Source organism: Dactylosporangium darangshiense (assembly GCF_039537565.1).
Taxonomy (GTDB): domain Bacteria; phylum Actinomycetota; class Actinomycetes; order Mycobacteriales; family Micromonosporaceae; genus Dactylosporangium; species Dactylosporangium darangshiense.
Map to the genome: position 1 here is coordinate 63,441 of NZ_BAABAT010000046.1, position 19,037 is coordinate 82,477.

At 69.4% G+C, this 19,037-nt stretch carries 22 protein-coding genes and 3 pseudogenes; 16 read left to right on the top strand and 9 right to left on the bottom strand.

Annotation, left to right across the window (positions count from 1 at the left end):
* Positions 1 to 109 precede the first annotated feature (109 nt).
* Positions 110 to 442: a PadR family transcriptional regulator gene (locus ABD901_RS47185; protein WP_345138474.1), complete on the top strand. Its 333-nt coding sequence runs from the start codon at positions 110 to 112 to the stop codon at positions 440 to 442.
* Positions 439 to 1,053 (top strand): hypothetical protein, encoded by a 615-nt coding sequence (locus ABD901_RS47190; RefSeq protein WP_345138476.1) that lies wholly within the window; start codon positions 439 to 441, stop codon positions 1,051 to 1,053. The genes ABD901_RS47185 and ABD901_RS47190 overlap by 4 nt, the downstream gene beginning before the upstream one ends.
* Here ABD901_RS47190 and ABD901_RS47195 read toward each other — a convergent pair.
* Both ABD901_RS47195 and ABD901_RS47200 read right to left on the bottom strand, forming a co-directional pair.
* Entirely contained in the window at positions 1,010 to 1,534 is a 525-nt protein-coding gene (locus ABD901_RS47195; protein WP_345138478.1) for an IS110 family transposase, read from the bottom strand. The two genes, ABD901_RS47190 and ABD901_RS47195, sit on opposite strands and share 44 nt — an antisense overlap.
* A gap of 204 nt (positions 1,535 to 1,738) precedes the next feature.
* Positions 1,739 to 2,323, bottom strand: a complete 585-nt coding sequence (locus ABD901_RS47200) for a TetR family transcriptional regulator (RefSeq protein WP_345138481.1) — start codon at positions 2,321 to 2,323, stop codon at positions 1,739 to 1,741.
* Positions 2,324 to 2,389: 66 nt separating this feature from the next.
* Here ABD901_RS47200 and ABD901_RS47205 point away from each other — a divergent pair, with 66 nt between their 5' ends.
* From ABD901_RS47205 to ABD901_RS47215, 3 genes are read left to right on the top strand one after another with little or no spacing between them, the layout of a single operon-like run.
* Complete coding sequence (locus ABD901_RS47205) at positions 2,390 to 3,085, top strand: NAD(P)-dependent oxidoreductase (RefSeq protein WP_345138483.1); 696 nt, start codon at positions 2,390 to 2,392, stop codon at positions 3,083 to 3,085.
* Complete coding sequence (locus ABD901_RS47210; RefSeq protein ID WP_345138485.1) at positions 3,082 to 3,489, top strand: pyridoxamine 5'-phosphate oxidase family protein; 408 nt, start codon at positions 3,082 to 3,084, stop codon at positions 3,487 to 3,489. Before ABD901_RS47205 ends, ABD901_RS47210 begins: the two co-directional genes overlap by 4 nt.
* 11 nt (positions 3,490 to 3,500) lie before the next feature.
* Complete coding sequence (locus tag ABD901_RS47215; RefSeq protein ID WP_345138488.1) at positions 3,501 to 4,358, top strand: haloalkane dehalogenase; 858 nt, start codon at positions 3,501 to 3,503, stop codon at positions 4,356 to 4,358.
* 180 nt (positions 4,359 to 4,538) lie between these two features.
* On the opposite strand, the gene ABD901_RS47220 is transcribed toward ABD901_RS47215, so the two are convergent.
* Positions 4,539 to 4,811: a DNA ligase-like domain-containing protein gene (locus tag ABD901_RS47220; protein ID WP_345138490.1), complete on the bottom strand. Its 273-nt coding sequence runs from the start codon at positions 4,809 to 4,811 to the stop codon at positions 4,539 to 4,541.
* Positions 4,812 to 5,091: 280 nt separating this feature from the next.
* On the opposite strand from ABD901_RS47220, the gene ABD901_RS47225 reads away from it, so the two are divergent.
* Positions 5,092 to 5,397, top strand: coding sequence for a hypothetical protein (locus tag ABD901_RS47225; protein WP_345138493.1), 306 nt, complete (start codon positions 5,092 to 5,094; stop codon positions 5,395 to 5,397).
* A 286-nt stretch (positions 5,398 to 5,683) separates the two neighbouring features.
* On the opposite strand, the gene ABD901_RS47230 is transcribed toward ABD901_RS47225, so the two are convergent.
* Both ABD901_RS47230 and ABD901_RS47235 read right to left on the bottom strand, forming a co-directional pair.
* Positions 5,684 to 6,028, bottom strand: a complete 345-nt coding sequence (locus ABD901_RS47230; protein ID WP_345138495.1) for a VOC family protein — start codon at positions 6,026 to 6,028, stop codon at positions 5,684 to 5,686.
* Positions 6,029 to 6,049: 21 nt separating this feature from the next.
* The gene (locus ABD901_RS47235) at positions 6,050 to 6,751 is read right to left on the bottom strand and encodes an SDR family NAD(P)-dependent oxidoreductase (protein WP_345138555.1); all 702 of its coding nucleotides are present in this window, start codon (positions 6,749 to 6,751) and stop codon (positions 6,050 to 6,052) included.
* Between the two features lie 32 nt (positions 6,752 to 6,783).
* Here ABD901_RS47235 and ABD901_RS47240 point away from each other — a divergent pair, with 32 nt between their 5' ends.
* On the top strand, positions 6,784 to 7,101 hold the full coding sequence (locus ABD901_RS47240; protein ID WP_380139663.1) for a hypothetical protein: 318 nt from the start codon (positions 6,784 to 6,786) through the stop codon (positions 7,099 to 7,101).
* 1,629 nt (positions 7,102 to 8,730) lie between these two features.
* Here ABD901_RS47240 and ABD901_RS59295 read toward each other — a convergent pair.
* Together ABD901_RS59295 and ABD901_RS47245 are read right to left on the bottom strand one after the other, a co-directional pair.
* Complete coding sequence (locus ABD901_RS59295) at positions 8,731 to 8,841, bottom strand: hypothetical protein (RefSeq protein WP_380139665.1); 111 nt, start codon at positions 8,839 to 8,841, stop codon at positions 8,731 to 8,733.
* Between the two features lie 53 nt (positions 8,842 to 8,894).
* Positions 8,895 to 9,209 (bottom strand): annotated as a pseudogene (locus ABD901_RS47245) (amino acid permease); the annotation flags it as partial.
* A gap of 554 nt (positions 9,210 to 9,763) precedes the next feature.
* On the opposite strand from ABD901_RS47245, the gene ABD901_RS47250 reads away from it, so the two are divergent.
* On the top strand, positions 9,764 to 10,081 hold the full coding sequence (locus tag ABD901_RS47250; RefSeq protein WP_345138500.1) for an STAS domain-containing protein: 318 nt from the start codon (positions 9,764 to 9,766) through the stop codon (positions 10,079 to 10,081).
* 715 nt (positions 10,082 to 10,796) lie between these two features.
* Positions 10,797 to 11,366, top strand: a complete 570-nt coding sequence (locus tag ABD901_RS47255; RefSeq protein ID WP_345138502.1) for a hypothetical protein — start codon at positions 10,797 to 10,799, stop codon at positions 11,364 to 11,366.
* On the opposite strand, the gene ABD901_RS47260 is transcribed toward ABD901_RS47255, so the two are convergent.
* The gene (locus ABD901_RS47260) at positions 11,351 to 11,851 is read right to left on the bottom strand and encodes a LuxR C-terminal-related transcriptional regulator (protein WP_345138504.1); all 501 of its coding nucleotides are present in this window, start codon (positions 11,849 to 11,851) and stop codon (positions 11,351 to 11,353) included. The two genes, ABD901_RS47255 and ABD901_RS47260, sit on opposite strands and share 16 nt — an antisense overlap.
* Positions 11,852 to 11,900: 49 nt before the next feature.
* On the opposite strand from ABD901_RS47260, the pseudogene ABD901_RS59300 reads away from it, so the two are divergent.
* From ABD901_RS59300 to ABD901_RS47280, 4 genes and pseudogenes are all read left to right on the top strand, one after another.
* Positions 11,901 to 12,023: pseudogene (locus ABD901_RS59300) on the top strand (hypothetical protein); the annotation flags it as partial.
* Positions 12,024 to 12,695: 672 nt separating this feature from the next.
* Complete coding sequence (locus tag ABD901_RS47270) at positions 12,696 to 13,091, top strand: GntR family transcriptional regulator (RefSeq protein ID WP_345138509.1); 396 nt, start codon at positions 12,696 to 12,698, stop codon at positions 13,089 to 13,091.
* The gene (locus ABD901_RS47275; RefSeq protein WP_345138511.1) at positions 13,088 to 13,963 is read left to right on the top strand and encodes an ABC transporter ATP-binding protein; all 876 of its coding nucleotides are present in this window, start codon (positions 13,088 to 13,090) and stop codon (positions 13,961 to 13,963) included. Before ABD901_RS47270 ends, ABD901_RS47275 begins: the two co-directional genes overlap by 4 nt.
* Positions 13,963 to 14,934 carry an ABC-2 transporter permease gene (locus tag ABD901_RS47280; RefSeq protein WP_345138513.1) on the top strand — a complete coding sequence of 324 codons (972 nt, stop codon included), beginning with the start codon at positions 13,963 to 13,965 and terminating at the stop codon, positions 14,932 to 14,934. The genes ABD901_RS47275 and ABD901_RS47280 overlap by 1 nt, the downstream gene beginning before the upstream one ends.
* Positions 14,935 to 15,563: 629 nt before the next feature.
* Here ABD901_RS47280 and ABD901_RS47285 read toward each other — a convergent pair.
* On the bottom strand, positions 15,564 to 15,830 hold the full coding sequence (locus ABD901_RS47285) for a hypothetical protein (protein ID WP_345138514.1): 267 nt from the start codon (positions 15,828 to 15,830) through the stop codon (positions 15,564 to 15,566).
* 1,155 nt (positions 15,831 to 16,985) lie between these two features.
* On the opposite strand from ABD901_RS47285, the gene ABD901_RS47290 reads away from it, so the two are divergent.
* From ABD901_RS47290 to ABD901_RS47300, 3 genes and pseudogenes are all read left to right on the top strand, one after another.
* Entirely contained in the window at positions 16,986 to 17,951 is a 966-nt protein-coding gene (locus ABD901_RS47290; protein ID WP_345138516.1) for an RNA polymerase subunit sigma-70, read from the top strand.
* 1 nt (position 17,952) lies between these two features.
* Positions 17,953 to 18,351: pseudogene (locus ABD901_RS47295) on the top strand (nitroreductase/quinone reductase family protein); the annotation flags it as partial.
* Positions 18,352 to 18,877: 526 nt separating this feature from the next.
* A complete protein-coding gene (locus ABD901_RS47300) occupies positions 18,878 to 19,036 on the top strand; it encodes a PEP-utilizing enzyme (protein WP_380135374.1) in 159 nt (52 codons plus the stop codon).
* Position 19,037 lies beyond the last annotated feature (1 nt).

Sequence of the window (19,037 nt, forward strand, 5' to 3'; positions counted from 1 at the left end):
GCCGATGACAGGGCGTTCTCCCTGGCCCGGGCCTCGCCGGCGTATGGGGTTCGAGACGCGGCCGATCAACATGCTCGACGAGCTTGAACTACCTATGTAGATTAGACGCGTGGAGCCATTAGCCCGTCTCGGTCGGGCCACCCTGGATGCACTCACCGTCCTGCTCGACTCCGACGAGCCCCGGTGGGGCCTGGAGCTGATCAAACTCACCGGACGGCCGTCCGGGAGCGTCTATCCGCTGCTCGACCGACTGGAGCGGGCCGGCTGGGTCACCTCCCACTGGGACGACGACGTCCTGCGCCCTGGCCCGCGCCGGCGGATGTACCAGCTCACCCCCGACGGCGCCGTGGCCGCCCGCGACGCGCTACGTCAGGCGGCCCGTGAGACCGGCCGCGCGCGCGGCGGTTGGGCCGCGCAGCCCGGCGCGGGAACGGTGGGATGAGCGCCCGCCTCGGCCGGGCGATCGTCTACATCGCCGCCGCGGTCATGCCCGACCCGGACACCAGAGCCCGCTATCGCGAACAGTGGCTGGCCGACGTCGACGGCGCCGCCGAGTTGGGCCTGTCTTCGCTACCGGTGGCGCTGGGCGCGGCGGCGGCCGCAGTCCGGCTGGCCGCTACCGACCCGCACTCGGTCACCGCGTTGATGCGCGCTCCGCTGCTGCCGAGGGTCAGCCCCCGACTCCGCCGCGCCTTCGGCATCGTCCAGCTCGCCGTGGCCGCTCCGTACCTGTGGGCGGTCGTCTTCTACGGCTACGCCAGGCTGCGCCTGGGCGTCTCACACGCAGAACTGGTCGGCACGCCATACGACCCGAAGGACCTGCTCGTCTTGTGGTTCCCACCCTTCTGGGCGTACACGCCGGTAATGCTGTGGCTCGCAGTCGGCGGCTGGACGGTGGCGTCCGGACTCGCCCCCGCCGGTCTGGTACTGGCCATCGGCGGGCAGCGCGCTGCGCGGTGGCTGCCATTGACCGGCACCATCGCCGCCGCAGCCGTCACCGCGCTCGCGGTCAGCACCTTCGGCGACACTCTGCGAATCTGGCTGCTCGACTAACCCAAAGCCGGTGTGCCCCGAACGCAGCTACGTGTCGCTGCGTTCGGGTCTGCGAACCGCACCGCGGCCGGACGGTGTTGAGCAGGGCGCGGGCCTGCGGTGCGGACAGGAACTGCTTCGCCCCGCCCGGCACGAGTTCGAGCAGCAGGTGATGCAACCGGCTCACGGCCTCGGTCCGGGCCCGGCCGAGGCCGTCACGCCGGTCAACGAGCAGCTTCAACGCAACCGTGGTGTCTTCGACGACGACCTGCCGCAGTCCGTTGCTGCGCAACGCGGCCACCGCGACGCAGTGCGCGTCGGCCGGGTCGGTCTTGCGCGCTTGGGCGGTGTCGAACAGCCGGGCCCGAGCCGACAACTTCGCTGGAACGTCGAGCACCGCCTCACCGCTGGCGACGAGGCGCTGGGCGATGTGCCGGCCGATGCCGTTGCAGCCCTCGACCGCCCACACCCGGTCGTTGTGTTGCCGGCCGAGCTTGAGCATCGCGGCGTAGCCGTCGCGGTCGGTGCCGAACCGGCCCTGGGCGCCGACCTCATTGCGTCAGATCTCGACAGCCGGTTCGAGTTCGCCCTCGCCCGCCTGCTGGACGGGCGTCGAGGCGCTGCGCGCGGCACCAAGCCGGTGTGCGGGCGGCGTCCTGCTTCACCTCGTCGAACTCGAACCCGATAGTTCTCCCGGCAGGGGCCGTCAGCGTTGGCGGGTGCGGGTGTGTAGGGCGGCGCGTAGTGCCGGGCCGAAGATGCGTCGTATTTCGGTTGGAGACAGCGTGGCGATGGGGCGGATCGGGTTGAGGTAGCGGGTGAAGATGAGGCCGCCGATGACGCCGACGGCGGCGGTGGCGCGTTCGGTGGCGTCGGGGCCGCCGAGAAATTCAGCGATGCGGACGACTAGCTCACTTTGCAGGTAGTCGCGCAGGGCTTGCATGGTGTCGTCGTCTTGGAGGGCGAGGCGGTTCTCGCTCGGTGTGGTGGCGTCCCACAGGGTGGTTACGGCGGTCAGGAGCCGGTCGGCGAGGCCGGCGTGGTCGCCGCGCAGGGCTTGGTCGAGGGTGGTGGATTCGAGGCAGAGCAGGTTCAGCGATTGGCCGAACAGGCCCTGCTTGGAGCCGAAGTGGTAGCTGATCAGCGCTTGGTCGACGCCAGCCGCGGCGGCGATCGCGCGGACGGTGGTGGCTTTGTATCCGTGCTGGGTGAACAGTGCGCGAGCGGCCTCGGCGATCTGGGCCTTGGTGTCGGGGTTGCCGCGCGGGCGGCCCCGGGTTTTATTCAGCACGGTTGAATACTGCCTTGCTGTCGCGGCATGGTCAACGCCAACAACCCCACAGCAAGGGAGCACGATATGCGTACTGTCATTTTCGGTGCCACCGGCCCGACCGGTCACCGTCTCATCGAGCAGGCCCTGGCCGCCGGACATCAGGTCACCGCGGTCACCCGCCGTCCCGGCGCGATTGCACCGCAGACCGGCCTGACCGCGGTGACCGCCGACGTGACCGATCCCGACGCCGTCGCCCGGGCTGTCGCTGGCAGCGACGCGGTGCTGTCCAGTCTGGGCAGCCCGCCGTCCCGGAAGCCGATCACGGTGTACTCGCAGGGCAACGCGAACATCGTGGCGGCCATGCACCGGCACGGGGTGAAGCGGCTGATCACGGTCAGTTCCAGTGTGATGGACCCGACCTGGCGCCCGAGCGGCGAGTTCTTCTTCAACAATGTCATGGATCCGCTGGTCAACCGCCGGATCGGCCGTACCGCGCATGAGGACATGCGCCGCATGGAAGCCCTGGTGCGGAACAGCGACCTGCACTGGACGATCGCCCGGCCGTCCGGGCTGTTCGACCACCCGGATGCCACCCGGTATCAGCTGCGGGAGGATGTCGCGGACGGGCTGTTCACGGCCCGGGTCGATCTGGCCGCGAGCATGGTGGCTCAGCTGAGCGACGACCGGTTCGTCCAGCGGGCGATGGCGGTGATCACCACCGAGGTCAGGCCGGGCATCGTGGGCCTGATCTGGCGCGAAGCCGTGGCGAACAAGAAGTGACCCCCCGTCGGGCGGCGGCCGCGCCGTCGGCGCGGGCCGCGGCGTTCCTCGCCGAGTCGCATCTGGGCACGCTGACGACGCTGCGGCCGGACGGCTCGCCGCACGTCACGGCCGTCCGGTTCACTTGGGACCCGGCCGCCGGCCTGGCCCGCGTACTGACGGTCGCGTCCAGCCGCAAGGTCCGCAACGTGGTGCGGTCCGGCGCCGGCCGCGTAGCGCTGTGCCAAGTCGCGGGCTTGCGCTGGATCACTCTCGAAGGCACCGCGACCGTGTCGGACGACCCGGCACGGGTCGGCGACGGCGTGCGCAGCTATCTCGGCCGGTACCAATCGCCGCCGCCTACCCCACCCGACCGCGTCGTGATCGAGATCGCGGTCGACCGCATCCTCAGCCTCAACCTCTGAAAGGTCACGCCATGCCCACCACCGGCGTTCTCAATTCCACGATGTTCCACCGCGAACTCGGCACCGGCCGCCCAATCGTGTTCCTGCACGGCAACCCGACCTCCTCGTACCTGTGGCGGGACATCCTGCCGGCGGTCGGCGCCGGCCGGCGGCTCGCACCGGACCTCATCGGCATGGGCGAGTCCGGCAAGCCCGACCTCGCCTACACCTTCGACGACCACGCCCGATACCTCGACGCCTGGCTCGACGCGCTCAACCTGGACAAGATCGTGCTGGTGGGCCACGACTGGGGTGGCGCGCTCGCGTTCGACTGGGCCGCGCGGCACCCCGGGCGGGTGCATGGCCTCGCGTTCCTGGAGACCATCGTGAAGCCCATGGCATGGGACGAGTTCCCCGAGGGCGGACGCGCCCTGTTCCGGTCGATCAAAACACCCGGCGTCGGCGAAACCATGATCCTCGAGGACAACGCATTCCTCACCCAACTGCTGCCGTCCACGGTCGCCCGCGGCCTCACCGCCGACGCCCTCAAGGTGTACCTGGAGCCGTACCCGACGCCGGAAAGCCGCCGGCCGCTGCTGCAGTGGCCACGATCCATGCCCCTCGGCGGCGAGCCCGCCGACATCGTCACACGCATCGAGCGGTACGACTCCTGGCTGGCCACCAGCCCGGACGTGCCGAAACTGCTGCTCGCATTCCAACCGGGCCCAGGAGCGATGATGGGACCGCAGCTGCTCGACTGGTGCGCGAAGAATATCGCCGCACTCGAGACCGAACACCTCGGCCTCGCCGGACACCACGCGCCCGAGGACCAGCCAGAGGCGATCGCGGCGGCGGTACGCGGCTGGGCAGATCGCCACGGGCTCCTGTAGCGCCGGACGAAGCACCCAGTCGCACCATGACGTGAATGACCAAATGGGACGCGCTGTCATCGGCTATGAGCGGGCGCCAACGCCCCACCAATGCGTGACCCTCCGTAGCGGCACTCGCGCTTGGCCCGAGGGTTCCCGCTGTGGAGACCCTCGGGCGACTCGGTTCAGACCCGTCGGCGTTCACTGCGCAGTGAGGTGCCGGCTGAACCAGTCGGCGATGTGCAACACGGTGCGGTCGATGACCGCGGGATCGTCGTAGTTCTGCAGCGCCGGTCGTGGGGCCGCAACATGTACCCGGCGCTGCAGCGGGCCGAAGTCCGGCCGGCCGCCGGCGTCGAGCGCGACGACCTCGCCGTCGAGGACCACCGGCCGCCCGTCGAGCACGCCGATGAGCGCGGCCAGCTCGGGGAAGCTGCCCGTGGTGGTGTTGCCGTTGCGGCTGCCCAGGCGCAACGCCGACCCGGTGACGGCCGCGATCGCGCCGGCCGCCGGACCGCTCGCCGTCAGGTCGCCGATGTCGAGGCCGTGGCGGTGGAGAAGCTCCTGCAGCTGGCTTGTGGTGCACCAGCGGACCTCATCGTCCGGGCCGACCGCTCGGCGCCTAGGTCCGCGGACTGGTACCGTCGCAGCCGCAGAGCCACGTCGTCTCGACCCGGCGCTGTCAGCGAGCGGTCCCGGGCCGCCGGTCTGCGTGGATCTGCCGCTACTGCCGCGGATCTGCGTGTGACTGCAGTTGGAGAAGCCGCTGCCGGCGGGCAGCGTTGCCGAGGTTCGTGACGGGCAGCCCGCGGCGGTAGATCGCGATCCGCAGCGCGAGGTCGAGGTCGGCGCCGTGCTCGGCGAGGAGGCGACACAGGCCTGCTGGTATGGGTGCTCGGCGCCGATGTACGTGGCTGCGGAGTGGGCGAGGATGAGCCGCGGGGTGACGCCCGAGCTCGGCGGCGGTCTGGCCGTTGTGGAGGGTGTGGTTTTCGGCGGTGCCGGTGATCGCTGCGACGACGATCCGTTCGCTGCCGAACCGAGGCAGGCAGATAGGTAGAGCGAGGATCACCAGGTTCACAGCGCGACGGGCCATGAACCGTGCGCCCGCTGGACGTCGCTGCCCGCCCGGCCCTGGCGAACGCCGGATGTCCCGGCCTGAAGGCAAGGCGATCGAGCCTGCGCCTGCGCGATCCCACTGCGCGTTGCCCGAATCGGCAGGCGCCGGAACGGCGATTGGCCCGCGTTCACCGTGGCTGTCGTTCGAAGGACAGCGGCTCGTGCGGGCGGGACCCAGCTGCCGAGGCCGGCCCGTGGCCGGCCCCGGGGGCTGGAGGCGGTGTTGTTTATCCGCGGATGAGGTCGAACTCGTTGCCCTCAGGGTCTGCGAGTGTGGTCCAGGCGTCGAACGAGGCGATCTGCTTCGCGCCGAGCGCCTCTAGCCGGGCGAGCTCGGCCGGGAAGTCACCGCTGATCAGGTCGAGGTGCAGACGGTTCTTGGCCGTCTTGCCCTCGGGAACCCGGTGAAAACCGATGCGAGGACCCGTGGCGGGATCGTCGCCTGCTTCGACGACCGCATGGTTATGGTCGGCGCCGTCGGCGACGGTCCGGCCCAGGGCAGCGGCCCAAAACGTGGCTGCCGCCTTGGCGTCGACCGCGTCGTAGGTCAGCCCGAAAACGTTGATGGACATGGGACTCCTCGTGTGGTTGCGTCAGACCGCGGTGCGGCCGCCGTCGACCGGGATGGTCGCGCCGGTGATATAGCCGGCGGCGTCGGTGGACAGGAACGCGATGACGTCCGCGATCTCCGTGGGGTCGGCGGCCCGGCCCAGCAGTGTGGTGGTGGCGAGCCCGTCGATCAGGTCGGTCGACGCCCCGCTGGTGTATACCGGCCCGGGGGCGATGGCGTTGACGCGGACGCCCGCGGGGGAGAACTCGGCCGCCCAGGAACGGGTCATCGCCGACAGCGCCGCCTTGGTCGCGCTGTAGGCGGCACCACCGGCGAGGCCGACCAAGCCCGCCATGCTGTCGATGTTGACGATCGACCCGGACCCGCGCTCGGCCATACCGGGCGCCAGCGCAGCGGTCAGCAGGTACGCGGCGCGCACGTTCCCGTCGAACATCGTGTCGTAGGTAGCGGTGTCCAGCTCTGCGGAAGGCCCGAACCAGGACCGGCCGGCGTTGTTGACCAGCACGTCCACGGCGCCGGCCTGCTCGGCGAGCGCGGCCACCTGACCCGGATCGGTCAGGTCGGCCGCGACGAAGCGGGCGGACCCACCTGCCGCCTCGATCTCCTTGACCACCTGCTGGCCGCGTTCAGCGTCGCGTCCGTGTACGACGACGGTGGCACCCAGGGCGGCCAGAGCGGCCGCGGTAGCTCGGCCGATCCCGGTGGGCCGAACGAGTCGCCGAATATCAGGCCCGAGTCGACGACCCGGAGCAGAAGATCCTCGCGATCTTCGACGCGCTCGCCGATCTCTTCGCCGAGCCCGGTTTCCGCGGCTGCGCCTTCCTCAACGCCGCCGCCGACGCGCAAACCGGTAGCGCCGAGGAGATGGCCACCAAGGACTTCCGCACCTGGTTGCACGAGCTGTTCGCCGTGCTGGTCGCGGCCGCCGGCTTCCGCGACCTCCGCATGCTCTCCACCCAGCTGGTCCTGCTCTATGACGGCTCCAACATCGCCGCCGCGCTGGACGCCGATCCCGCGGTCGCCCGGTCGGCCAGGGACGCGGCCGCAGCGCTCATGGCGGCCGCGCGGCGCTGACCGCGGATCGGCCGAGGCGGCGGACAGCCGGAACGGGGGCGGCGACTCCGACCAACGGTGTGACCTCGCATGATCGTCTGCCGAGGCGAACGTCGTGCCGGCGCCGACCGCGAGGATGAGGGCGAAGGCCCCCAGGGCGAATGCTGACCTGTGCCCGAGACGCACGTGCCGAACCCCGGTGCACTGATGTGTTGAGCGAACGCCCAACGCCGCCACTGTGGCACCGGTGCCTTGACTGCCCGCTGAAGAAGCTGAACTGACCTTCACGGTCCAGGTCGGCGAGCTCGATCGCAGGGTGGACCTCAAGGGCAAACGGATCGCAGTCGCCCACCGGCCGACCCCGCCGCTCCGGCTCCGCGGCAGGCGGCGCCGTTCGCGCCGCGATCCACAGCGCCCGGACCTGTTCCGCCACCCGATGGGCATTGCCGCGGCCGGATGCCCGGGCCAGCACCACCGCGACCGTCGCCGTGTCCTGCTGGCCTGCGAGCCCACCAACCCCAGAGATAATCCTCCCGATTCAAGTGCCTCCGCGGACTCCCCAGCAGATCATCGTCGGCCGCGGCCACCGCGGCCAACTCCTCGAGAGCCAGGCAGTCCGCCGCGGGACGCCGAGGTGGAGGCGAAGCGGGCCAAGTACGGGTGCGCTGGCTGGCCGTCCCCAGAGTCGCAGCCGCCTGGCGGCGGCGCCGATCTCGGGCCAGCCCGGGTCGGAGCAGGACGAGCGGGAGGCCGCCCTCGGTCCAGACGTCGTCAGCGTTGGCGGTGCCGTCGCCGGCCGGCCCGCCGCCGCCGCGGCCGCCGCCGCCGACGACAGACGCACCTGGACCACCGGTGTGTGGATCTACCGCTGCTGCCGCGGGTTTGTCTGTGATGGCCGGCAAGCGTCCGGGTGGCCATCCCCGACGGTGGTATCGCCGCACGTCCTACAGGTCCAGGTCAGATGCCGCTGGTAGCGGTCGGTACCGAGGCTACACAGTTCGATGCCGAGCAGGACTTGCCGGGGCCCGAGCGGGTGGCCTCTGCGGCAGCGCTCAGGTGCGACGACGTCGACTTGCGGGCCGCCGCCGACGTGTCGCAGGTCGCCGGGCCGGTCGTTCACGACCAGGAGTTTCGCACACATGTTCGGAGTTGCGTAGAGCTTCCAGGCAACCTCACACGGTAACCAACCCGTACGACATTTCCTTCGACCAGCAAGAACGCCTCGGACATGACGCTCCGCGTCGTTAGCGCTCGGGTCGGCAGCCGGGCACGTCGACGCCACAGACATGAAGCTCCCCCTGGGGCCAACTACGCCGGCACCACATCACGCAGCGCCCGCTGCCTGCGGTCTGCCGCCCCCGCCTCCGTCGATCGCGAGGACCTGGAGCTCGACGCGAGCCCGTGCCCGCGTGGTGTCCAAGGGCGGCGACTTCGCCTGCGCTGCCGCCGCCATACCGTCGTAACCGGAGCGCATACATCCCATCGGATTCCGTCACACACCTGACGGTCGAGGCCATGAGTCACGCCAGCGCCGACGAGGCCGACGCAGGTGCGGAACTGGTCTCTGCTGGCTGCTGGTCTGCGCGGGTTGCGCTCGCATCCTCCGCCTTCGGGATGCGAGCGGCCCACCTGCTGCGTTGTGCCGGCCGGTCAGATCCGCGCGACACCGGCCCACGACATGGCGGACGCAGCGTCGGCCTCGGGTTGCGGGTCGTTGTCGGGTCGCCACTCGACGGTGGAGCACAACCCCGGGTCGAGCAGTGTGCCCCCGTGGAGGAAACGGGCGACTTGGTGGTGCTGGCGTGGCCGGAAGGTGCCGCAGCGACGCCGGCCGCCCGGCCGAGGCCTTGGGCGATGTAACTGTAGAACGCCCCGGAGTTGACGATCCTGCGGCTCATCGCGGTGTAGCCGACCGAGAACATGGCCAGGACCGCGGCGATCGCCAGGTAGGCGATGGGGATGCCCTTGACGCCGGTCACCGCCCAGCCGGTGGTCGCGCCGCAGGCCACGACGGTCATCGGCGCCGCGGCCGCCAGCACGAAGAAGACGACGGCGGGCACGCCCAGCCGGTTGCGGGCCAGCGTCTGCGCGACGATGTCGTCGCGGGTGCTGGTCCTGGATCGACGCATCAGCCACTCCAATAGATATCTATCGATGTTTTCGTGATATCTCACCCGGGATTCATCCCGGGTGAGATGACGAGCGGGGCGGGCGGCTGCGTCACCGCTGACACCGGAGGCGGGCTGCCGGCGGCAGGGGTGCCCGGTGAGCAAGACGATTGCGTAGTCGTGTTTGCTGCTGGCTACCGTTGCGATGGCGACCCCGGCGTCGTGCGGCAGCAGCGGGCCTGCGCCCGCTCGGCTGATACGGGCGGGCGCGGCCGACCGACGTTGGGCGCTTGCCAGAGTCCGTTGGTCGCGGTGCGCGGCGCGATCGTGGCGATCGCGCGTCGGTCAGGTAGTCGTCGCCGCCGTCGAGGAGGATCACGTCCGGTGTGGCAGGCAATGCGTCAAGCCAGCGCATTAGCTGCAGGCTCGTACCGGGCGACCGGCCACAGCGCGATGGCCCGTTCGCCAGCGCCCATCACGATCTTCGTCAGCGGCAAACTGCGTGGCCGACGGCGACGAGCAGCCGCTGCGCAGGCCCGGTAGGCGCATAGTTGATCGACGCTTGGGCGGCAACCGTGGAATTCAACCTGCACGTGCAAGGCCGCATCGACGGCGGCACCGTCATCGTCGTCCGCGGAGACCTGGACTACGCCGCGTTGGACCAATTCCGGACCTGCGTCGAACAGGCGCTGCAACCGCCGCCCGGCATTCTGTATGTCGACCTGCAGTTGCTCACCTTCGTCGACTCCACCGGCGTGGGCGCACTCGTTGCCGCACGGCACCACGCCGAGCGCGCCGGCACCCGGCTCGTGCTGGAAAACCCGTCCTCAATGCTCCAGCACGCCCTGCGCACCGCCAGCCTGCTCACCTCGTTCGGCCTGCCACCGGCATAGGCACTCCTCGCGGCCGCACCAGCCGGGATCAGTCGCAGTCGCTGCGGCATCCGCCACGAGCGCCAAGACCGCTCATGATTGCCGATACCGACGTCCGCGTCAGTGGACATTGGCGACCTTCCCCTGGCGCGCGCGGCCAACGGGATCAGCAGCGATCGGTGCGTCTCCGGTCTCGGTATTTCCGCCGCGGACCGCAGGGTCGAGTTCGCCGATGGCGATGAGTAGGGCGTCGATGCCCCCTCCTACTGCCGCGCCGCGGTCGCGGATGATGCCGCATGACGCACCCCCGTGAGCAGCGACAACAACATCGACGCCACCCGCCGCCATCCGCGACCGGGACTTTGAGTGATCGCGCGGCGCGGCCCCTGCGGTCGCTTGGCCGTCGGGCGCACCGTGCGGCGGTGTGACCCGGTGGCGGGCGGCCAGGCGGCCCTGAGGGCGCCGACCGGGCGGCGCGGTCCGGCAGCTGCCGGCGCAGGAGCCGGGTGCGGCGAACTGTCCTTGCCCACGCGGTGCTGGTAGTGGGTTACGGCTCGCACCGGCGCATGACAACGGCGGCCGGCCTGGCTGGCGGCGCTGGATCGCGGTGGGAGCCCGGCTCTTGGGCCGAGGTGCAGGACCTCGTTGATCTGGGTGGCCGGCCGACGAGGAAGGCTCCGGCCCGACCGATCAGGAGGGGCGGCCGGCGCCGCTCGGCGGCCGCAAGGACGTCGGGGTGCAGAGCCGCCACCAACGCCACGATCGCGACCAGCAGCACGAGCGCACCACGCCGCTGGCGGTGCTCGCCGACGTCGCCCGCACCCACCCGTGCACCGCCCGGCCGGGCTGCCGGCACGAGCCGAACCCGCAGTACACCGAACCCAAAGAGTCCCTCCTCGAACCCCAGCCGCCGGTCCCGGACCCGATCCAGGCCGGGCCGCCCGTCGCCGAGCTGCCCGGCCCGACGCCGGCCCAGGACCGGGAGGCGCTACGCACCGGCAGGCTCGACGAGATCGACGCCCCCGACGACCTGACCCTGGTGGTGAGCGAGATCGTCACGAACGCGCACCCGTCCGGCCGACCACCGGTGCGGATGCGGGTGTGGGCCGGCCGGGGCGGGTCGTGGTCACGGTCAACGACGGCGGTCCCGGCCCGGCGTACCCGTTCGCCGGGCTGCTGCCGGTCGGCGGCGACGACGCGTCGGCCTGGTTGGGGCTGTGGATCGCGGCCCAGACCTGTGATCACGCGAGCCTCTACTGGTCGGCGGACGGCTTTCACCGTCCGGCTCACTCAGCGCGCACCGTGACGCAGGCCGGCCTCGTGCGCCACGACGATCGCCTGGGCCCGGTCGCGGACGTCGAGCTTTGCCAGGATGTGCCGGACGTGCGTCTTCACGGTGGCCATGCTGATGACCATCTCCGCGGCGATCTCGCCGTTCGACAGGCCGGCACTGATGCGGGTCAGGACCTCCAGCTCCCGCTCGCTGAGGTCGGCGACACCGGCGGGCGGCGCCGGCGGCCGCGGCGGCCGCGCCGCGAAGTGGTCCATGAGCCGGGCCAGCACGCTCGGCGCCATGACCGGTTCGCCGTCCACCGCACGGCGAACCGCGTCGGCGAGGCCCTCCGACGTCACGTCCTTGAGCAGGAAACCGACCGCCCCGGCCCGCAGGGCGCTGACGACGTCGGTGTCGAATGTGGTGAGCGCGATGACCCGGGTGCGGCCGTCGCCGTCGCCGTCGGCGACGATGCGCCGGGTCGCCTCGACGCCGCTGGCGGCCAACCAAGCCCGCAACCACAGCACCCAAGAGAAGCTGGTCCGGATCGACACGGCCCTAGGCGCGATGCGCCGGGAACGGGCTGCCATCACCTACCCAGCCGTCGCCCGCCGCACCGGAGTCTCACGCACCTTCCTCTACCAGAACGCCGCCGCGAAGGACCTGGTGGTCACCGCGATCGCCGCCAGCGGCGACGAACGACGCCGCGCGCAGACCGTCCACGACGCGCAGGTCGAAGCGTCCTGGCAACAGCGGGCCCCCAACGCCGAAGACGCGCCCAAGACCGCCTACACCGAGATCGGCATCCAACGCGAACGCATCGGCATCCTGCTCGGCCAGATCCGCGACCTGCGAGCCGAGTACGCCGACGGCACGGCACAACGCATCGCCGCGGAGAACATCACCCTCAAGCAACACCTCCGCCAGCTCACTGAGGGACTGCCGGCGCCTCGAGCAGAAACTGCAAGCCGCCCGGTCCAACAACCGTTTCCTCGACAAACGCCTCGCCGACCTCGAAGCCGAACTGCTCGACGCCAAGCTGAGCCACCCGACAAGCGTCCATCCGCGTTCCTGAGTCCTACAGACGCTGGCAGAACAACTCCCGGTCATGATGCACGTCGCGACGTCTGGCCACCCTGCGTGACGAGGATCTGCGGCTGCTCGCGGCCTGGCAGCGTGCGCGTCCTGGGATGGGACAGGCACACACCGTCGACACCAGCCACGGAATCCGTTCGCCGTGACCAAGGCCCATGGCGCGTGCGGTACCTCGCCCGATGGAGCGATGCCCAGCGCCGTGCTTGACAGCTCCCGAGCTTTACCCCTTTACTAGGGATGTAGTAAAAGAGCGGAAGGCGGGCCGTCTTGTTCGTGTTCAGGCTCGACAGCAGGTCGGGGGTGCCGCCGTACCGGCAACTGGTGCACCAGGTGCGGCAGGCGGTCCTTATGGGGTATCTGCGGCCTGGTGACCGGCTGCCGCTGATCCGTGAGGCAGTCGAGACCCTGGCCATCAACCCCAACACCGTCGCCAAGGCCTACCGCCAGCTGGAGCAGGAAGGCCTGGTGACGGGCCGCCCGGGGCAGGGCACCTTCGTCAATGACGTGGCGTCTGCGGCGATCCCGGCGGAGGACTACACCTCGCTGCGCCATGACATGGAGGCGTGGCTCAGGCGTGCCTACGCGGCAGGCCTTGACGAGCACGCGGTCACCGCCCTGTTCACCACCATCCATCAAGAAACCAGGATCGAGGCCGTCTCATGACAGATGCCCTTTCCGCCAGCGGCCTCTGCAAGCGCTACCGCTCGACATGGGCGTTGCGCGAGTGCGACCTGGCGCTACCGGCTGGGCGGGTGATCGCACTGGTCGGCCCGAACGGCGCCGGCAAGACCACGCTGTTGCGGCTGACCGTGGGCCTGCTCTCGCCCACCTCTGGCTCGATCGAGGTGTTCGGCTCCTCGCCCACCACCAACACGCCACAAGCGTTGGCGCGCATCGGTTTTTTGGCCCAGGAGCACCCACTCTACCGGAGTTTCACCGTCGCCGATCTCTTGCACTTCGGTGCCAGCCTCAACATCCGGTTCGACCGCCCGCTGGCAGAAAAGCGGCTTGCCTCGCTTGATATCCCGCTCAACCGCAAGGCGGGCGCGCTCTCCGGTGGACAGCAGTCACAGGTCGCCCTGGCGCTGGCCCTGGCCAAGCGCCCAGACCTGCTGGTGCTGGACGAGCCACTATCCAGTTTGGACCCCGTGGCGCGGCGTGAATTCCTGCAGACCCTGATGGGCGCGGTGGCACAGGACGGGATCACCGTCCTGTTCTCCTCCCATGTCGTACACGAGCTGGAACGGGTCTGCGACTACCTGGTGGTGCTCAACAACGGCTGCATAGCCATCGACGATGACATCGAAACACTGCTCGAAAGGCACAAGATCCTCACGGGACCACGCTCCGATGTGCACGATCCGATGTTGGGCACGGTCATCGAAGCCACTCATAGCGACCGGCACACCTCGCTGCTCGTGCGCGACGGCGCCGCGATCGAGGGGTGGCAGGAACAGCCGGCTGGGCTGGAAGACGTTGTCCTGGCGTACCTGCGTGGTGGCGTGGCGATGGACCGGACGAAGGCGGCCGCGTAATGATCTGGATGACCTGGCGGCAACACCGCGCCGAAATGCTTGTCCTGACGGGGATTGTGGCTGTTGCTGGGCTGATCCTGCTGATGCAGGGGCTCTCCATACGCGGGCTGTTCCCCGACGGTGCGGCGGCCTGCGCCAACTCCGACGTCACCAACGGGGACAGCTGCGCGCAGGCCCTGAGCAAGCTCAGCGACGGTTACGGTCACCCCGAACCGATTTCCTTCCTGGCCACGCTGATGCCGTTCGTGATCGGTGCGTTCCTGGGCGCGCCCCTGCTCGGCCGCGAGTTCGAGGCGGGCACCTGGCAGCTGGCGTGGACGCAGGCAGTGCCGCGGCTGCGGTGGCTGGCCGTGAAAGTCACGGTGCTGGCTGGGCTGACCGTGCTGCTCACCCTAGCGTTTTCCGCCATGGTCACTTGGTATCGGGCGCCCGTGGACACGTTCGATGGAAGGCTGGGCCAGGTCGGGTACGAGGTCGAAGGCGTGGCGCCGGTCGCCTATGCCCTGTTCGCCTTCGCCGTGGCCACCGTGGCCGGGGTGTTGCTGCGGCGCAGCCTCGCCGGGTTGGCCGTGGCCGCGGCGGCGTTCGTGATGGCGCGGATTGCCGTAGCCAGCTTGGCCCGCCCGAAGTTCGCCTCGGCCATGACTGTCCTTCAGACGGTCCAGGACAAGGGGCCAGGCGACACCAGAGGCACCGGCAACGCCGGCGACTGGGTGCTCGGGACGACCTTCGTCGACTCGTCGGGCCACAAACTCAGCACGGCCACGCTGGACAAGCTGTCCGGCGATGCCGCCAATGCCGGGGTCAGCATCCCGGCCTACTTCCAGCAGCATGGGATCCATCGCGCGGTGAGCTACCAACCCGGCGACAGGTTCTGGCATTTTCAGTGGATCGAGTCCGGACTCTATGTCGGCGCGGCCCTCTTGCTTGTCGCCCTGGTGGCCTGGCGAGTCAGGCGGCGCAGCCTCTAGTCAGGTTGCTTCTGAAGTGTCGATCGCCCCTGACGAAAGTCGGGGCGATCGACACTTTGGGCTTCCGCTGCGAGCAGCGCTATCGCAATCGCCATCCGATGCCCCGGCCATACAGGAAGCGGACGCCGCGATGATCACCGCGAAGCCGGTCGAGACCCGACGTGCCGGTTGCCAGCTCCGGCCACGACTGAGGCCAGGTAAGCCGGGCTTCTCGAGCACTTGGAGATCGCTTGGGACTACGAACCCGAAGGCTTCTTGCTTCCATCCGGCCACTACTGTCCGACTTCCTGCCGTGCCTCCGGTATCCAGGAAGGCATGATCGGAGCTCGGTGGTGATCAAGTTGACGTCTGCGTCGACATGCAACGGCCCACGTCGCGAACATGTTCGCGACGTTTCTATCCAGCTCAGAGCCAACTCAACACCCAAGGGGGTCGGTAAGATCGAGCAGGACTACTTGCGGCGGGTGGTGCTGCGCACTTCGCCGCGTTCGTCGGCCGACAACCCCAGCCACGCCTTGTCGATGCGCCGCGCGAGCGGCGCTGGCGTATTGGCTGCCCGCTCCCCGGCCGGCGCACGCGCCCGGCCGCCCGCTGATGTGACGGGCTGCCGCATCGCACGGTCTAGCTGGTCAGCCGTCCTCAGCAACAATCGTGATGTTGAGCGCGGCTTTCTCGTCGTCGGTTAAGTCGTGCACCGTGGCGAGGTAGTCGCGGACCATGTAGTCGGCGTCGGCGCAGCCGCTGTGCGATTCGTCGGTGCAGGTCCCATCGGTGTTTGTTACGCCGATTTCGCCGTGTTCGGCGTCGCTGATGTATAGCTCCCAGCCGAGCCGCCAGCGCTTCGCAATAACGCGGTACGCGACCGCGAGTGGCGGATATCCGGGCGGAGTGTTCACTCTGTCGCTCCTTCCGAAATGCACGACCACCCGCGCCGCAAGTGCGCTCGTAGCGCCTGCGAGCGTACGCCAGCGCACGACGAACGCGCTTCCGTGAATCGGCGGCCTTGTTGGCACCGGAGTCTTTCTCGCGGGCCGCCGGTTCGGCTCGAGACGAGGCGGCCGCCGAGGGCCGCAGCCTGGGCAGCATGACCTTTCGGACAGTCGGGCACTGTCGACCCCGAACCGGGCATTGTTGCAGATGAGATGCCGTGAAGGTCACGCGTTAGCACGCATGTTCGATTACCGTCTCGACCATGACCGCCACCGGGGACGTCAAGGTCCGCTGCACGAAGATCCCGAAGCACGTCGCTCAGGGCGACCTCGTCCACGAGGCAAGGCTGGGCGTCTTCCCGATCCGCTGGCGAGACATGTAGTCGACGATGCTCGGGGTGGCCAAGGTTGACACATCCGCGCCCGCCGCGGACGGTGAACATGCCGAGGGTCGAGCCGCGGTTCGCCCGCCCTCCTACGCGAGCTGATCGACCAGCGGCAGACCGTCGTACCGAGCGCTCGCCGCCCGCGTCCACCACGGCAATACCCACGTCCACGACCTCGCCACCGACCGGAAGGCGCCCACCCCGAAGTTGCATCATGACCCCGGGCGACGCTACTTCGTTGGCATCGTGAACCGATAGCCCGGCGGCGGACGTCCCGCATCTCCGGCCGGGCAGGCCACCGACCGACCAGCAGATCCGGGAGGTGGTTCTGCGGCTCGCGGGGACAACCGGCTCAAGAGCATCGGCGAGATCGGAACCAGCGACCGCTGACGGCGGGCGCTGGCTACCGTCTTGCCCCACGTCCGTGACGGGGCCGCCGCACCAGCCGGTGCCGAACTCCGTCCAACTTGGCCGTACCCGGGCGCGCGGCTTCGGGACACCGACCTGCTGCGCTACTGCACCAGCTCGCGGAACGACGCTCGAACCCGCCCGTTGCGGACCGCCGGTCGGATGCCTGCGACGGCTACGTAGCCGTCCTTCGTCCCACCGGCACCCCTAGTTTGTACTTATCGGTCATCCAGGAACTTTGCCGGGCTGCGCGGCCCGAGGTCGATTCTTTTCGCAGTTGCTGGTGGTCTGCATTGTTGGGCGATAGACGACCTCAAGGAGCATGTTGATGGCGGAGCCGTCGAGGGACTTCGTGGAGCGCAGCGAGCCGTTCCGGCGCGAGCTGCTTGCGCACTGCTACCGCATGCTCGGTGAGGCGGATGAAGCTGAGGATGTGGTTCAGGAACCGTACCTGCGCGCGTGGCGCGCTTACGACCGCTTCGAAGGCCGCTCATCGCTGCGCACCTGGCTCTACCGAATCGCCACCAACGCCTGTCTGTCCGCGATAGAACAGCGCGGCAGGCGGGCGCTTCCCTCTGGCTTGGGCGGCCCCGCCGGAGATCCCGATGTCAGCCAGATCGAGGCCGACTCCGACGTGGCGTGGCTCGGTCCGATCCCCGATGTTTGGGTGACGGCCGAAGCACACGATCCCGCGGCGATCGTCACGGCGCGCCAAAGCGTTCGGCTCGCTCTGATCGCGAGCCTGCAGTACCTTCCCGCTCGGCAGCGAGCTGTGCTCCTGCTCCGGGAGGTCCTCGGATTTAGCGCGAGCGAGACCGCCAGCATGCTGGGGACCTCCGTCATTGCGATCAAAAGCATGCTGCAACGAGCCCGCGCTCGTCTCGATGAGGTCGCTCCGACCCTTGAGAGCGTCGTGGAGCCCTCCGAGCCCCGCGCTCGCGCCCTCCTCGACCTGTACATCGCCGGGTTTGAGAACTCCGATATCGCTGCCCTTGAACAGGCACTGCGCACCGACGCCGCCATCGAACTGGTCGGCACGCGCACCTGGTTCGCCGGCAAAGCGACGTGCCTGCGCTACCTCGCCCATGTGATCGGATCCCCCGGAAACTGGCGGATGCGGCCCACCACGGCCAACGGTCAACCCGCCGCTGCCACCTACTACACCGCTGGTGCAACCGGCCGGGAACTGGGAGTCGCCGTCCTCACGGCCACCTCCGCCGGCATCGCCCGCGTCACCGTCTTCCCCGGCGGCCCCGGCCTCGTAGCGAAATTCGACCTTCCCAAGGAGTGCTGAGATGCCAACACCAAGCAACGAAGAGTTCATCGCCTACAACAAGGGCATCATCGAAGAGCTCCGCACAAACGGTGGAACGGTCGCACGACCGGATTTTCCGATCCTGCTCCTGACTACCACCGGCGCCCGAACCGGCAGACCGCACACTGTTCCACTGGGATTCGGAGTCGACGGAGACCGAGTCTTCGTCGTGGCATCCAAAGCGGGCGCGCCGACACACCCCGACTGGTTCCACAACCTTCGCGCCACCCCCTCAGTGACGGTCGAACTCGGAACAGGCACGTTCCGCGCGACCGCCATCATCACCGAGGGCGCCGAGCGTGATGATCTTTACCGAATCGTCACCGGCGACGCCCCCACCCTGAACGCCTACGAACACAACACCACCCGAGTGTTCCCCGTTGTCGTGCTCAACGGCGTCAGCGCTAGCGATCATCATCCGCAACGGCGGCGGGCTGACGAGCAGCTCGACCGCTGCGGAAGCTGGGGTTGCGAAGGGCGTCCACTGGCGGATCGAACACGACTACCGCGAACTCAAGACCGGCCGGGTCTGGATCACCGCGAAGGCCGCTTCCGGACGGGCCGGCAACGCCAGGTCACCCCGCGTCACGGCACATGCCCGTCGGCGCCGTGGTCCGGGACCGGCGTCCCCTCACCACCGGGACCTCGGTCCGGCCACATCCTCACCACACCGCCGGGCCGCAGCAACGAGCCCCAAGATTCGAGCCGGTGTCCGGAACCGACACCTCCGCAGACCCGCCCCGAACGCTCCCCGGCAACGAGATACACCCACCTGACCGCACGCCGCAGCGGCACGCCGCCCTGTCCTACATCGCCGTTCGAGCGAGCGTGCCACCGCTCGTCACGGTCGCTGACCGACCCCAGTGGACTGCCGCGAACACAGCGAGCAGCTCGGCTGCTGGCCGATGCCGGAGGTCGGCGGCCTTATGACCCACGGCTCCGTCATCGCTCGCGAGCACGGCCCGCCGGCAATCGTCGGCGTCCGGGGCGCCACCACGCGGATCCGCGACGGGCAGCAGATCCGCGTGCATGGCACCGAAGCGTGCATCGAGCCACGGTCGTGAC